Source organism: Rhodoferax sp. GW821-FHT09E07 (assembly GCF_059416145.1).
In genome coordinates this window covers 490,131-503,401 of the sequence record NZ_JBWKOP010000002.1, presented here as the reverse complement: position 1 = coordinate 503,401, position 13,271 = coordinate 490,131, and the positions used below count along the sequence as shown (strand labels likewise).

11 protein-coding genes are annotated in these 13,271 nt (G+C 61.6%); 3 read left to right on the top strand and 8 right to left on the bottom strand.

Annotated elements, in window-relative coordinates; all coding sequences use genetic code 11:
• Positions 1-51: 51 nt before the first annotated feature.
• On the top strand, positions 52-849 hold the full coding sequence (modA, locus tag AC07OE_RS05515; protein ID WP_495069554.1) for a molybdate ABC transporter substrate-binding protein: 798 nt from the start codon (positions 52-54) through the stop codon (positions 847-849).
• 11 nt (positions 850-860) lie between these two features.
• On the top strand, positions 861-2,159 hold the full coding sequence (locus tag AC07OE_RS05510; protein ID WP_495069553.1) for an MFS transporter: 1,299 nt from the start codon (positions 861-863) through the stop codon (positions 2,157-2,159).
• Positions 2,160-2,211: 52 nt separating this feature from the next.
• On the opposite strand, the gene kdpE is transcribed toward AC07OE_RS05510, so the two are convergent.
• The 7 genes from kdpE to AC07OE_RS05475 form a co-directional block, all read right to left on the bottom strand.
• Positions 2,212-2,913, bottom strand: a complete 702-nt coding sequence (kdpE, locus tag AC07OE_RS05505) for a two-component system response regulator KdpE (protein WP_495069552.1) — start codon at positions 2,911-2,913, stop codon at positions 2,212-2,214.
• Positions 2,914-2,924: 11 nt separating this feature from the next.
• Positions 2,925-5,678: a DUF4118 domain-containing protein gene (locus tag AC07OE_RS05500; protein WP_495069551.1), complete on the bottom strand. Its 2,754-nt coding sequence runs from the start codon at positions 5,676-5,678 to the stop codon at positions 2,925-2,927.
• Positions 5,662-6,252 (bottom strand): potassium-transporting ATPase subunit KdpC, encoded by a 591-nt coding sequence (kdpC, locus tag AC07OE_RS05495; RefSeq protein WP_495069550.1) that lies wholly within the window; start codon positions 6,250-6,252, stop codon positions 5,662-5,664. The genes AC07OE_RS05500 and kdpC overlap by 17 nt, the downstream gene beginning before the upstream one ends.
• Before the next feature lie 11 nt (positions 6,253-6,263).
• Positions 6,264-8,339 (bottom strand): potassium-transporting ATPase subunit KdpB, encoded by a 2,076-nt coding sequence (gene kdpB, locus AC07OE_RS05490; RefSeq protein ID WP_495069549.1) that lies wholly within the window; start codon positions 8,337-8,339, stop codon positions 6,264-6,266.
• A gap of 40 nt (positions 8,340-8,379) precedes the next feature.
• Positions 8,380-10,179, bottom strand: a complete 1,800-nt coding sequence (gene kdpA, locus AC07OE_RS05485; protein ID WP_495069548.1) for a potassium-transporting ATPase subunit KdpA — start codon at positions 10,177-10,179, stop codon at positions 8,380-8,382.
• The gene (kdpF, locus tag AC07OE_RS05480) at positions 10,179-10,286 is read right to left on the bottom strand and encodes a K(+)-transporting ATPase subunit F (protein WP_495069547.1); all 108 of its coding nucleotides are present in this window, start codon (positions 10,284-10,286) and stop codon (positions 10,179-10,181) included. The genes kdpA and kdpF overlap by 1 nt, the downstream gene beginning before the upstream one ends.
• A gap of 121 nt (positions 10,287-10,407) precedes the next feature.
• Positions 10,408-11,157, bottom strand: a complete 750-nt coding sequence (locus AC07OE_RS05475) for an SDR family oxidoreductase (protein ID WP_495069546.1) — start codon at positions 11,155-11,157, stop codon at positions 10,408-10,410.
• A gap of 135 nt (positions 11,158-11,292) precedes the next feature.
• Between AC07OE_RS05475 and AC07OE_RS05470 the strand changes: the two genes are divergently transcribed.
• Positions 11,293-12,210 (top strand): LysR family transcriptional regulator, encoded by a 918-nt coding sequence (locus AC07OE_RS05470; protein ID WP_495069545.1) that lies wholly within the window; start codon positions 11,293-11,295, stop codon positions 12,208-12,210.
• A 125-nt stretch (positions 12,211-12,335) separates the two neighbouring features.
• Here the strand turns inward: AC07OE_RS05470 and AC07OE_RS05465 are convergent, their stop codons facing one another.
• Complete coding sequence (locus AC07OE_RS05465; RefSeq protein WP_495069544.1) at positions 12,336-13,223, bottom strand: LysR substrate-binding domain-containing protein; 888 nt, start codon at positions 13,221-13,223, stop codon at positions 12,336-12,338.
• Positions 13,224-13,271: the final 48 nt, after the last annotated feature.

Below are 13,271 nucleotides of genomic sequence, written 5' to 3'. Positions count from 1 at the left end.
CGCGTGCGCATCATCCGTTTCCCAAGTTCCGAAAAACATAAAGGAGATGAGATGAAGTTTGAATTCGGTCGTGCAGGTTTGGCACGCCTTCTATGCTTTGCCATGGCACTGCCCGTGGTGCCGTTGGCCAGTGCGGATGAAATTCATGTGGCCAGCTCCGGTGGCTTTGCTGCCGCCTACCGTGCACTGGCCCCTGACTTTGAGGTACGCACCGGTCACAAGCTCGTAGCGGTTTGGGGCCCCTCCATGGGTGAGACCAGTGGCGCCATCCCCAAGCGTCTGGAACGTGGCGAACCCATTGATGTGGTCATCATGGTCGGTGAGGCTATGGACAAACTGATCCAACAGGGAAGTGTGGAAGATGCAGGGCACCGCCTGCTGGCCAACTCCAAGATAGGCGTTGCTGTGCCTGCGGGCGCATCCAAACCCAACGTCACAACGGTGGATGGCCTGAAGCAGGCGCTGCTGAACGCCCGCGCCATTGCCTATTCGGACAGTGCCAGTGGTGAATACCTCTCCAAGGTTCTCTTCCCGCGTCTCGGTGTCGCGGACCAAATCAAGGCCAAAAGCCGCATGATTCCGGCCGAGCCCGTGGCACAAGTGGTGGCACGCGGGGACGCTGACTTGGGCTTCCAGCAGGTCAGTGAGTTGCTGCCGATTCAGGGCATTGATTTCGTTGGGGAAATTCCTGCCGAAACGCAACAACTCACGCCGTTTTCGGCGGGCATTGTGACCCGTTCCAAAGCGCACGCCGCAGCCCAAGCCTTGATTGACTACCTCGCGTCGCCAGAGGCTGCCCCCTTGATCCGCAAGACAGGTTTGAGTCCTGCTGTTGCCGCTGCATATTGAAGGCCACCATCATGACAAACACAAAAAATTCAGAGCCATCCAAGCTGTCGACCGTGTTGCGGGTGACCAGCGGCAATTTTCTGGAAATGTTCGACTTCTTTTTGTACGGCTTCTACGCCACCTACATATCGAAGACCTTTTTTCCCAGCAATGATGAATACGCTTCGCTGATCCTCACCTTCGCAACCTTTGGTGCTGGATTTCTGATGCGGCCGCTGGGCGCCGTGATCCTGGGGAGCTACATCGACCGCATCGGCCGCCGAAAGGGGCTCATCGTCACACTGGGCATCATGGCTTTGGGCACAATTTTGATTGCCTTTGTGCCTGGCTACGCAACGATAGGCATTGCTGCCCCCATCCTGGTTCTGATTGGCCGCCTGCTGCAAGGCTTCTCGGCCGGCGTGGAACTGGGGGGCGTATCGGTGTATTTGTCCGAGATGGCTACGCCGGGCAACAAGGGCTTTTACGTCAGTTGGCAGTCCGCCAGTCAGCAGGTTGCCATCATGGCTTCGGCCATCATTGGCTTCCTATTGAGCCAGTGGCTGACGCCAGAGCAAATTGGTGCGTGGGGCTGGCGCATTCCGTTCTTCATCGGCTGCATGATTGTTCCCGTGATCTTTGTGATCCGGCGATCGTTGCAGGAGACAGAAGAGTTTCTGGCACGCAAGCACCATCCCAGTTTTCAGGAGGTCCTGCAATCGATTGGCAGTAACTGGCGTGTAGTCGTGGCCGGCATGATGATGGTGGTGATGACCACCGTGTCCTTCTACCTCATCACGGTGTACACGCCCACCTTCGGCAAAAGTGTGCTCAAACTCAGCACCGCGGACAGCTTGCTGACTACCTTTTGTGTCGGCATGTCGAATTTCTTCTGGCTGCCGGTGATGGGCGCTCTGTCGGACAAGATTGGACGCAAGAAGATTCTGGTGACGTTCACCCTGCTGCCCATAGTGACGGCGTATCCCATCATGTCCTGGCTGGTCGCCAATATCAGCTTCGAGAATCTGCTGGTGACAGAACTGTGGCTGTCCTTTATGTATGCCAGCTACAACGGTGCTGCGGTTGTGGCGCTGACCGAGGTCATGCCGGCCCATGTGCGCACGGTTGGCTTCTCCTTGGCATACAGCCTGGCAACTGCCATTTTTGGCGGATTCACGCCCATGCTGTCCACCTGGTTGATCGAAGTCACTGGAGACAAGGCAGCGCCTGGGTACTGGATGACTTTTGCAGCAATGTGCGGTTTGGCATCCGTATTCATTCTGTACAAAAACACCAAGGTGCCACGGGCTCAGACTTCTTACGCCGCATAAAGAGCCAACAGGACTACAGAATTCGAAGAAGGGCCTGGTCCTGGCGCTCGGCCTACCTCATCAACCGGTAGCCAACCCCCGTCTCCGTGAGCAAATGCTGCGGTTGGCTGGGGTCCGATTCCAGTTTTTGGCGTAAATGGCCCATGTAGATACGCAGGTAGTGCCCCTGCTCAGCATGGGAAGGGCCCCACACTTCGCGCAACAACTGGCGGTGGGTTAGCACCCGGCCGGCGTTCGCTACCAAGACCAACAGCAGGCGATACTCAATGGGTGTGAGGTGCACCTCGGTGCCCGCACGGCGCACCAGCCTGGCTTGGCGGTCCACCTCGACCTCGCCAAATCGAAACAGCGTTTCGTCGGCTTGGCCGTCGCTTCCCGTGTTGCGCGGCCGTCTCAAATTGGCCCGCACCCGCGCCAGCAACTCGCCAACACCAAAGGGCTTGGTGAGGTAATCGTCGGCTCCGGCATCCAAGGCCGCAATTTTGTCATCCTCCTCCACGCGCGCCGAAAGCACCACGATGGGTACGGCGGACCAACTGCGCACGTCACGAATCACCTCCAATCCATCGCCGTCTGGCAGGCCCAAGTCCAGCACCAGCAGGTCTGGTTTGCGTGTTGCTGCATCCCGCAAGCCGTGCTGGGCGGTGGCCGCTTCAAACACCTGCCAGCCTTCGGCTTCCAGCGCACTGCGCACAAAGCGCCGAATCTGCGGTTCGTCTTCAATCAGCACGGCAACAGGGGACGGGTTGGACATTGGGGAACGTGTCAATCGGTTTCAATGGGGGGCGGCTGCCGGCGCGGTAGCGTCACGATGAATTCTGCACCACCGCCCTCTGCGTTGCGCGCAGCAATGCGCCCTTTGTGTGCATCGACGATGGCCTTGCAAATCGCCAGGCCCAAGCCCACACCGCGTGTGGACGATTCGCTGGCGCCGCGTGTGAATTTCTCAAACAGGTTGCCCTCCCTCCCGCGGCTCGACGCGGGCAGCCCGGCGCCGAAGTCCCGCACCCGCAGTTCCAGCGTGCTCGGGGTCGTGGTCGCAGAGATTTCAACCGCAGGGGTGTGGGGCGTGCTGCCGGTTCCGTATTTGACGGCGTTCTCCAACAGGTTAACCAAGACCCGCTCCATCAGGCCGGCATCGAACTCCACCAGGGGAAATTCATCTGGCATGCGCGCGCTGACTTTCACCGTACCCAGGGCATGTCGCGCGGCCCGGATAGCACTTCCGATCAACTCTTCGACAGACTGCCATTCCACGCGCAACTCCACCTGTCCACTTTCGAGCCGTGCCATTTCCAGCAGGTTGCTGACCAGGGCGCTGAGTTCTCGGGCTTCTTGGCTGATGGACCCAGCCAGCTCCTTTTGCTCCTGGTTCAGGTTGTCAGATGCCGCCAGAGACTCGGCTTGACCCATCAGCGCGGTGAGAGGGGTCCGCACATCGTGCGACATGGCCGCCAACAGAGTGTTGCGCAAGCGCTCTGACTCCATCTGCACGACGGCTGACTGTGCCACCTCCACGTAGTGCACACGTTCCAGCGCAATGGCGATTTGCCGTGCCAAGGTTTCGAGTTGTTGCACCTGTTCGGGAATGAGTAGCCAGCGCGCCTCTGCTGGTTGCAGCACCAGCACGCCACGCGTGCGCATGGGGGCTTGCAGCGGCACATAGTGCCAGGGGTTGGACGGCAACGTAGAGGTCGCCAAACCGGCACGCTGTGCGCGGTGAAAGGCCCAGTCTGCAATGCTCTCGTCCATGCCGGCCGGCAGTGCGGTGGGAATGGCCAATTGGTCTGAGGCATCGGGGAGCAGGATTTTGGCGGCTCCACCAAACGTCCGTTGCACGGCCGCCTCGCCGAGCGCAACGACCTGTTCTGTCAGCAGCGCACCGGAGAGCTCGCGCGTGAGTTCAAACAAGGCCTGCGCACGCCGCTCCCGGCTGGACGACACATGCGCCGAGAAGCGCAGGTTGGCCGTCAGCTGCCCGATCAACAGCCCCACCACAAGCATCACGGCAAACGTTACGAGGTATTGCACGTCGCTGACGGCAAACGACAGGCGCGGCTCCACGTAGAAAAAATCAAACGATGCAACCGACAACACTGCGGCGAGGCTGGCGGGCCCGCGCCCGAACTTGAAGGCGACCAACACCACGCCCAGCAAGAACAGCATGACGATGTTCGCCAGGTCAAACCAGGGCAGCAAAGGCAGCGTGACCAGGGTGGCCAAAATGCAGGCTAGTGTTGCGCCCACATACCTCGTCCATTGCTCGCGCCAGGGCAAGGCTACGGGCTCGGTGTCCATGTTGCGGTTCAGCGGCTGGCCCAGTTTGCGCACGCTCTCGGTAAAGCCCACTTCGACAATGTTCAGCGTGGGCGCCAGGGATGCGAGCCGGCGCGTCAGCGTGGGACGCAGCATGAACCACGAGCCTTGCCAGGCCCGCGGGGCTGGGCGCCCCAAGACCACGGTGGCGCAATTCAATGTCTTGGCATGCAGCAACAAGGCATCGGCGATGTCATTGCCGGTGAGTACTGCGGTGCTGCCTCCCAACTCTTCCGCCAGCTTGAGCACGGCCAGCGTCCGATCACGGTCCGGCGCGGCCTGCCGCTGCAGGGCAGGCGTTTCCACGTAGGCGGCGTGCCAGCGTACGTTGAGCTGCCCGGCCAAGCGCGCCGCAGTGCGCACGGCATGCTCCGCCCCTGCGTGCGGCCCGACACACACCAGCAGGGCCCCCGAGGTGTTCCAGGCGGGTTGGTCCGTGGCGCTTTGCTGGCGCGAGGTTTGCACCAGATGCTGGCGGTAGCTGCGCACATCATCGCCCACATGCTCGGCCGTGCGGCGCAGGGCAATTTCGCGCAGCGCAATCAGGTTGCCCTTGCGGAAAAAGTTCTGGCTGGCGCGCTCGGCCTGCTGCGGGATGTAAACCTTGCCAGCCTTTAGCCGCGCCAGCAGCTCGTCCGCCGTCACATCCACCAGAACGATTTCATCGGCCCCATCCAGCACGGTGTCAGGCACGGTCTCATTGACGCGCACCCCGGTAATGGCGCCCACGGTGCCGTTCAGGCTTTCCAGGTGCTGTACGTTCAGAGCGGTCCAGACGTCGATGCCCGCATTCAGCAGCTCCTGTACGTCCTGCCAGCGTTTGAGGTGGCGTGAGCCCGGCGCATTGCTGTGTGCCAGCTCATCCACCAGCAGTACCTCCGGCTTGGCCGACAAGGCGGCATCCAGGTCCAGCTCCAGCAGCACCTGGCCGCGGTAAGCAATTTCCTGCAGTGGCAGTACCTGCAACCCGGACTGCAGCTCCATGGTGTCCTTGCGGCCATGGGTCTCCACCACGCCTACCAGCACCCGCTGGCCGGCCCGCTGCGCGCGTTGGGCCGCGCTGAGCATGGCGTAGGTCTTGCCCACACCCGCGTTGGCACCAAAGTAGATGCGCAGCTTGCCGCGCTGCTGCGAGGCCTGGGCCTCTTGCATCTGTGCCAGCAGGGCGTCCGGGTCCGGCCGGGAATCAGTTGGGCTTGCCATTCACGGAGTGTGCATCAAGCGCCAGGTTCAGTTGCAGCACATTCACCACGGGCTCGCCCAAGACACCCAGCAGCGGGCGTTCGGTGAACTGCGATACCAGTGCCCGCACAGTTTCCGGGGCGAGCTTGCGGGCTGCTGCCACACGGGGAAGCTGGTACAGCGCCGCAGCAGGGCTGATGTGCGGGTCCAGCCCGCTGGCAGAGGCGGTCACCAGCTCTACCGGCACCGGGGCGGTGTTGGCCGGGTCAGCAGCGCGCAGGGCATCCAGCCGGCCTTTGGCCGCATCCACCAGCGCGGGGTTCAGCGGGCCCAGGTTGGAGCCGGTGGACGCTGCGGCGTTGTTGCCAAACGGGCTGGTGGCAGAGGGGCGGCCCCAGAAGTGACCGGGGTCGCAGAAGTTCTGTCCTATCAATGCAGAGCCCACGGGTTTGCCATCCCGTACGAGAAGGCTGCCATGGGCCTGGTGCGGAAACACCGCCTGCCCGACACCTGTGACCACCAGAGGGTAGGCCACGCCGGTGATGAGCGTGAGTGCAGCAAACAGAACCAGCAGGGGGCGAAGTGTTTTGTTCATGAGGAAGCTCCTTAAACCAGATTCACCGCAACCAGCAACACGTCAATCGCCTTGATACCGACAAAGGGCACGATCAGCCCGCCCAGCCCGTAGACGGCCAGGTTGCGGCGCAAGAGCGCTGCGGCGCCCACGGGGCGGTACCTCACACCCTTGAGCGCCAGCGGAATCAGCACCACGATGATCAGCGCATTGAAGATGACGGCCGACAAAATGGCAGAGCTGGGGCTGCCTAGACGCATCACATTGAGCGCGGCCAGCTGTGGATAGGTACTCACAAAAATGGCCGGAATGATGGCGAAATACTTGGCCACGTCGTTGGCGATGGAGAACGTGGTGAGCGAGCCGCGCGTCATCAGCAGGGCCTTGCCGGTCTCCACAATCTCCAGCAGCTTGGTGGGGTTGGAGTCCAGGTCCACCATATTGCCGGCTTCTTTGGCGGCCTGGGTGCCGCTGTTCATGGCCACGGCCACATCGGCCTGGGCCAGTGCAGGCGCATCGTTCGTGCCGTCACCGGTCATGGCGACCAGGCGGCCCTCGGTCTGGTAGCTGCGGATCAGCGTGAGTTTGTCTTCGGGCGTGGCCTCGGCCAGGAAGTCGTCCACGCCTGCCTCGGCCGCAATGGCGGCGGCGGTGAGTTTGTTGTCGCCGGTGATCATCACGGTCTTGATGCCCATGCGGCGCAGCTCGCCAAAGCGTTCCTTGATACCCGACTTGACGATGTCCTTGAGCTCCACGATGCCCACCACCCGCGTGCCATCGGAAACAGCCAGCGGCGTACTGCCCCTGCGCGCAACTTCGTCTGCAGCGCGCAGCATTTCAGGGGGCATGTGGCCTCCCATGGACACCACAAAACTGCGCACAGCCTCGACGGCGCCTTTGCGCAAATACCGTGTGCTGCCGTCGGGCCGAATCACATCTGCACCACTCATGCGTGTCTGGGCTGTGAAAGGCACCTCTTGGGTGAAGCCCGGCGTGACCTGGATGGACACCATGGTTTCAGCCAGTTTGACGATGCTGCGGCCCTCAGGTGTTTCATCCACCATGGACGCTTGCGCTGCGCACAAGGCCAGTTCATTCTGGGTCATGCCGGGTGCCGGAATGAACAACGCCGCCTGACGGTTCCCGTGCGTGATGGTGCCGGTCTTGTCCAGCAGCAGCACGTCCACATCACCGGCAGCCTCCACCGCGCGGCCCGAGGTGGCAATCACATTGGCTTGCATCATGCGACTCATGCCCGCCACGCCTACAGCCGATAGCAGACCACCAATGGTGGTGGGGATGAGGCACACCAGCAGCGCAATGAGGGCGGTGATGCTGACCACGGTGCCGCTGCCAGCCGCTTCGACACTGAAAATGGAGAAGGGCAGCAGCGTAACGGTGACCACCAGGAACACGATGGTCAGCGCCACCAGCAGAATCGTCAACGCCACTTCGTTCGGCGTCTTCTGGCGCTTGGCGCCTTCCACCATGCCAATCATGCGGTCCAGAAACGACTCGCCAGGGTTCACATCAATACGCACTACCAGCCAGTCGGAGAGCACGCGGGTACCGCCGGTGACCGATGCAAAGTCGCCACCCGACTCCCGCACGACCGGGGCCGACTCGCCGGTGATGGCGCTTTCGTCCACCGTAGCCATGCCCTGGATGACTTCACCATCCACGGGGATCATCTCTCCGGCTTCCACCAGCACCACATCACCCTTGCGCAGATTCTCGGCCTGCTCTGGTAGCCAGGTGGAGCCATGCACGGGCTCTTTGAGCTTCTTGGCCCAGGTGCTTTTCTTCAGACCCTTGAGCGAATCGGCTTGGGCCTTGCTGCGTCCTTCGGCCAGGGCTTCGGCAAAGTTGGCAAACAGCACCGTGAACCACAGCCACACCGCCACGGTGAGGATGAAGCCGGGCGAATCGCTCACGTTGCCTTGCAGCGCCTGCAGGCCCAAAAGCGTGGTGACGATGCTGCCGATGTAGACCACAAACATCACCGGGTTGCGCCACTGCACCGCAGGGTGCAGCTTCGCAAACGCGGCCCACACGGCTGGCTTCACCAGTGCGGGGTCCATCAGGGTTAGGGAAGTTTTGCTTGTCATAAATTTCTCTCGCAAAAAGGAGCGTGCAAACAACGAGCGTTTAAACAAAGGGCCATAGCATCAGGTGCTCGACCACCGGGCCCAATGCCAGCGATGGCACGTAGTTCAGCAGGCCCACCAACAGCACCGTGCCTATTAGCAGCACCACAAACAGCGGACCGTGGGTTGGGAAGGTGCCGGCGGTGGCAGGCAGGCGCTTTTTGGCGGCCAGCGCACCGGCAATCGCCAGCACCGGCACGATGACGCCAAAGCGGCCAAACCACATGGCAATGGCCAGCAGCACGTTGTAGAACGGCGTGTTGGCGGACAGGCCCGCAAAGGCGCTGCCGTTGTTGTTGGCGGCCGAGGTCAGCGCGTAGAGGATTTCCGAGAAGCCATGGGCGCCGGGGTTGGCAATGCCGGCCTTGCCTGCACCCGCCAGCACGGCAACGGCGGTACCTGCCAGTACCAGGATGGGTGTGACCAAAATGGCGATCGAGGTGAGCTTCATCTCGTGCGCCTCGATCTTCTTGCCCAGGTACTCGGGCGTACGGCCAATCATCAGGCCGGCAATGAACACGGCCAGGATGGCGAAGATCAGCATGCCGTACAGGCCGGTGCCAGTGCCGCCAAACACCACCTCGCCCAGCTGCATCATCACCATGGGCACCATGCCGCCCAGGGGGGTGAAGGAGTCGTGCATGGCGTTCACCGCGCCGCAGGATGCGGCGGTAGTGATGACCGCAAACAGGCTGCTGGCGTTGATGCCGAAGCGGGTTTCCTTGCCTTCCATATTGCCGCCGCTCTGCAGGCTGCTGGCGGCTTGGTCCACGCCCAGCGGGGCGATCTGCGGGTTGCCCGCCTGCTCGGCAGGCATGATGGCGATGACGGCAATGACAAACATCACGGTCATCGCTGCCAGTACGGCCCAGCCCTGGCGCTGGTCACCCACCTCGCGGCCAAAGGCAAAACACAGCGCTGCCGGGATCAGGAAGATCGCCAACATCTGCAGGAAGTTGCTGAGTGACGTGGGGTTTTCGTAAGGGTGGGCCGAGTTGGCATTGAAGAAGCCGCCACCATTGGTGCCCAACATCTTGATGGCCTCTTGCGATGCCACCGGCCCCATGGGCAGGGTCTGCGTCTGGGTGCTGGAGTCTTCCATCACGGGTGCGCCCTTGTCGTCCAGCACAGGCTGGCCGTCTGCGCTCAACTTGGGTTGCTGGAACTGGGTGGTTTCCAGCGTGGTGACATCCTGGTAGGCGTCAAAGTTCTGAATCACGCCCTGACCCACCAAAAATACGGCGAACACCAGCGACAGCGGTACCAGCAGCCACACGGTGATGCGGGTGATGTCTGCCCAGAAGTTGCCAATCACGGCAGTCGACTTGGCAGCAAAGCCACGGAACAGCGCAAACACCACCGCTATGCCGGTGGCGGCAGACAGAAAGTTTTGCACGGCCAAACCCAGCATCTGTGTGAGGTAGCCCATGGTGGACTCGCCTGCATACCCTTGCCAGTTGGTGTTGGTGACAAAGCTCACCGCGGTGTTGAACGCGGAGTCCACCGATACATCTGCCATGCCTGCGGGGTTGAGCGGCAACACGGTTTGCCAGCGCTGCAGCAGAAACACGGCCAGCACGCCCAGCGCATTGAAGGACAGCAGTGCCCAGGTGTACTGCTTCCAAGACATGGGCTGGTCGGGTGAAGCGCCTGCCAGCCGGAACAAAGGCGCCTCCAGGCGCAGCATCCACTGTGGCAAATGGCCGGAACTCAGGCGCGCAAGCCAGATGCCCAGAGGCCAGGACGCGATCAAGAGTGTGGTGAGAAAAAGGGCCAGCAGCCCCCAAGCTGAGCTGCTCATCAAAAGTCCTCCGCGCGCACCAGCGCATAGACCAAATACACCAACAGCAGGGCTGCACACGTGCCGCCCAAGCCGTACACCACGTGAAGGGTGTTTACTGTTTCCATCGTTTTCTCCTGCATCAAAGCGATGGGAGAAGTGTGTTCAGGCGCGCGTAAAAACGGGGATGAGATTGCTTGGGCGGGTGTAAAAAAAGCGTAAACGCCGTCTAGTCGTCAACCGCGTGTCTTACATCTGACTCATGCCGCCATCGGCAATGATCTCGGTGCCGACAATAAAGCCGGACTCCTTGGACACCAAGTGCAGCACCGTGGCGGCGATTTCTTCGGGTGTGCCGAAGCGGCCCAGAGGAATCTGCGTCTGAATGCCGGCGGCCATGGCTTGCAGCTGGTCGGGCGCCAGGGCCAGCTTGCCGTACAGCGGTGTGCTCACCGGGCCGGGGCTCACCACATTCACGCGCACGCCCTGCGGCAGCAGCTCGGCGGACAAGGTCTTGGCCAATGAAATCAACGCGGCCTTGCTTGCGGCATAGACGCTGGAATTCGGCATGCCAATGTGGGCGTTAATCGAGCCATTCAGCACGATGGAACCACCACGCTGCATCAGCGCCGCCAGGCGCTGGATCAGGAAGTAGGGGCCTTTGACATTGGTGTCAAAGCTGCTGTCCCACAGCGTTTCGTCGATCTGCGCCAGCGGGCCAAACTTGGCCACACCTGCGTTGATGAATACGCCGTCGATCATGCCCATCCGCGCCTGGAGCTCCGCTACCAGCGCGGTCTGGGCAGACACGTCACCAGCCTCACTGACCAGCGCCAGCGCGTTCGGGCCCAGTTCGGCTTTTACACGGGCCAGGGCTTCGGCGTCCCGGCCGGTAATGGCCACCCGGGCGCCTTCGCGGGCAAAGGCAATAGCGGCTGCGGCGCCAATGCCACTGCTGCCACCGGTGACCAAAATGTTCTTTCTTTCAAAGCGGTTCATGATATTTCCTTCAGTTGTTTCGTTGATGTTTTTTGGGGTTTTCAACCCCACTGCAGGGTTGATAAGGCAAGTGTCCTGCGATTGATCGGTCTACAGGCGCCATGATTTCGTTAAACATGTGCGAAACTGTCGAATATGTTGAGTCTGGAAGATCTTCAGCTGCTGGAAGCGGTGCGCGCCACTGGCAGCCTGTCGCGCGCGGCCGAGCGCTTGGGCAAGGCCGCGTCCACCGTGTCCTATGCGGCACGCCAACTCGAAGAACGGCTAGATGCGCTGCTGTTTGACCGCGCCGGCTACCGCATTGCGCTCACGCCTGCCGGCCTGCTGCTGGTGGAGCAGGGCGCGCAATTGCACGCGCAGGCGAGGCGCCTCTCGGAGCGCGTGAAGCAAGTGGCGCGCGGCTGGGAGTCCGAGCTGCGTATCGTGACCGATGAGTTGGCGAACATCGAGGCACTGCTGCCGTTGGTGGCTGACTTTGATGCGCTCAACAGCGGGGTGCGCCTGCGTTTTGCCCACGAGGTGTTGGGTGGCACTTGGGAGGCGCTGCTCGACCAGCGTGCCGATCTGGTCGTCGCCGCCACCAACGAACCGCCCGCGATGGCGCATCTGCAATGGTTTGAGTTGACGCAGCTGGAGTGGGTATTTGCCGTATCGCCACACCACCCGCTCGCGCGCGAGGCAAAGGACGAGCAGCCCCTGTCGGTGGAGGCCATTACCGCGCACCGTTCAGTGGTGGTGGCCGATACGTCGCGCTTGGCAGTTGCCCGCAGCTACGGCGTGCAGACGCACCAGGAGCGCCTGGCCATGCCCAGCATGCGCGCGAAGATCGCAGCCCAGGTGGCTGGCCTGGGCGTGGGCTGGCTGCCTCTGGAAAAAGTGCGCCAGCATCTGGCGCAGGGCACGCTGGTGGCGCTGGCTACACAAGACCCGCGTGAACCAAATCTGCTGTTTGTGGGCTGGCATTCGCACCGTGCCGGGCCAGCCGTGCAATGGTGGGTGGAAAAGCTGCGCGACCCGCGCCTTATTCCCCCGCTGCTGCACCAGAACTTCTGATGCATTCGCCGGCCTTTGCTATTAAAAGAGTAGCTGCATGTGCATATTCTGCGGGGGATGGAGGTTGATTTTCTCTATGCTTCGGCGTTACCCAGGTACTTTAGGAAGGGCGCGTGCGGCGTAGATTAGCCCTTCAGAACGGCGTTCCGAAACCGGGTCACCAGCGGCCGCTGATCGTCCGTGCGCCAGATTAAATGCACACGGACCCGTAGATCTAGCCAGGGTAGTTCCCGGAACACGACGCCTTCCAATGCATTGGCAACGCCCAGGCTGGCTTGCACTACCGCGAGCCCGACGCCCGCGCTGACCAACTGCAATGACGAGAGCGGGTCCGAAGTTTCATAGACGATATCGGGTGTGAAGCCTGCGCGTTGGCATCCCGCCAGCAATGCGGTGCGTATGGTGTCTACCGGCTGGCGGGTCACTGCGATCCAGGGACGTTGGTCGAGTTGCCTTGGTTGGATGTGTTTCGACTTGCGCAAGGGATCATTCTTGGGCATTGCCAGTAGCAGCGGCTCGTCCACGACGACAGTACCGCTCAGGTCGGGCGCCTGTTCGGGTTCCCTGTAAGTAAAACCAATATCGAGGGTACGCTGACGCAGGTGCTCAAACTGAGTCGTGGTGCCCAGTCCCTGCAAGGACAAGGCAACTGCTGGACTGGTACGTCGAAACCGTTGAAGCGCCGGACTAAGTACGTTGGCATGCATCGCGCCTTCGACATAGCCAATCGCCAGACGCCCTGCCGTGCCTGAGCCCAGGCGTTTGCCAAAGGCTTCCACCCGTTGGGCGTTCGCCATCAGTGCACGCGCCTCGCCCAGCAGATCGTGTCCCTCCTGCGTCAGGCGCAGGCGCTTTTTGTTCCGCTCGAACAGCAATACGCCGAGTTGGTCTTCGAGCTGCTTGATCTGCCGACTCAGTGGCGATTGTGAGATATGGAGGTTTTCTGCCGCACGGCCGACGTTTTCGGTCTCTGCGACTGCAATGAAATACCGGAGTTGGCGCAGATCAAGCATGGTTAAGTCCTTTTAGGTCTCAACTGTCGCACATTCCGTCTTGGACAG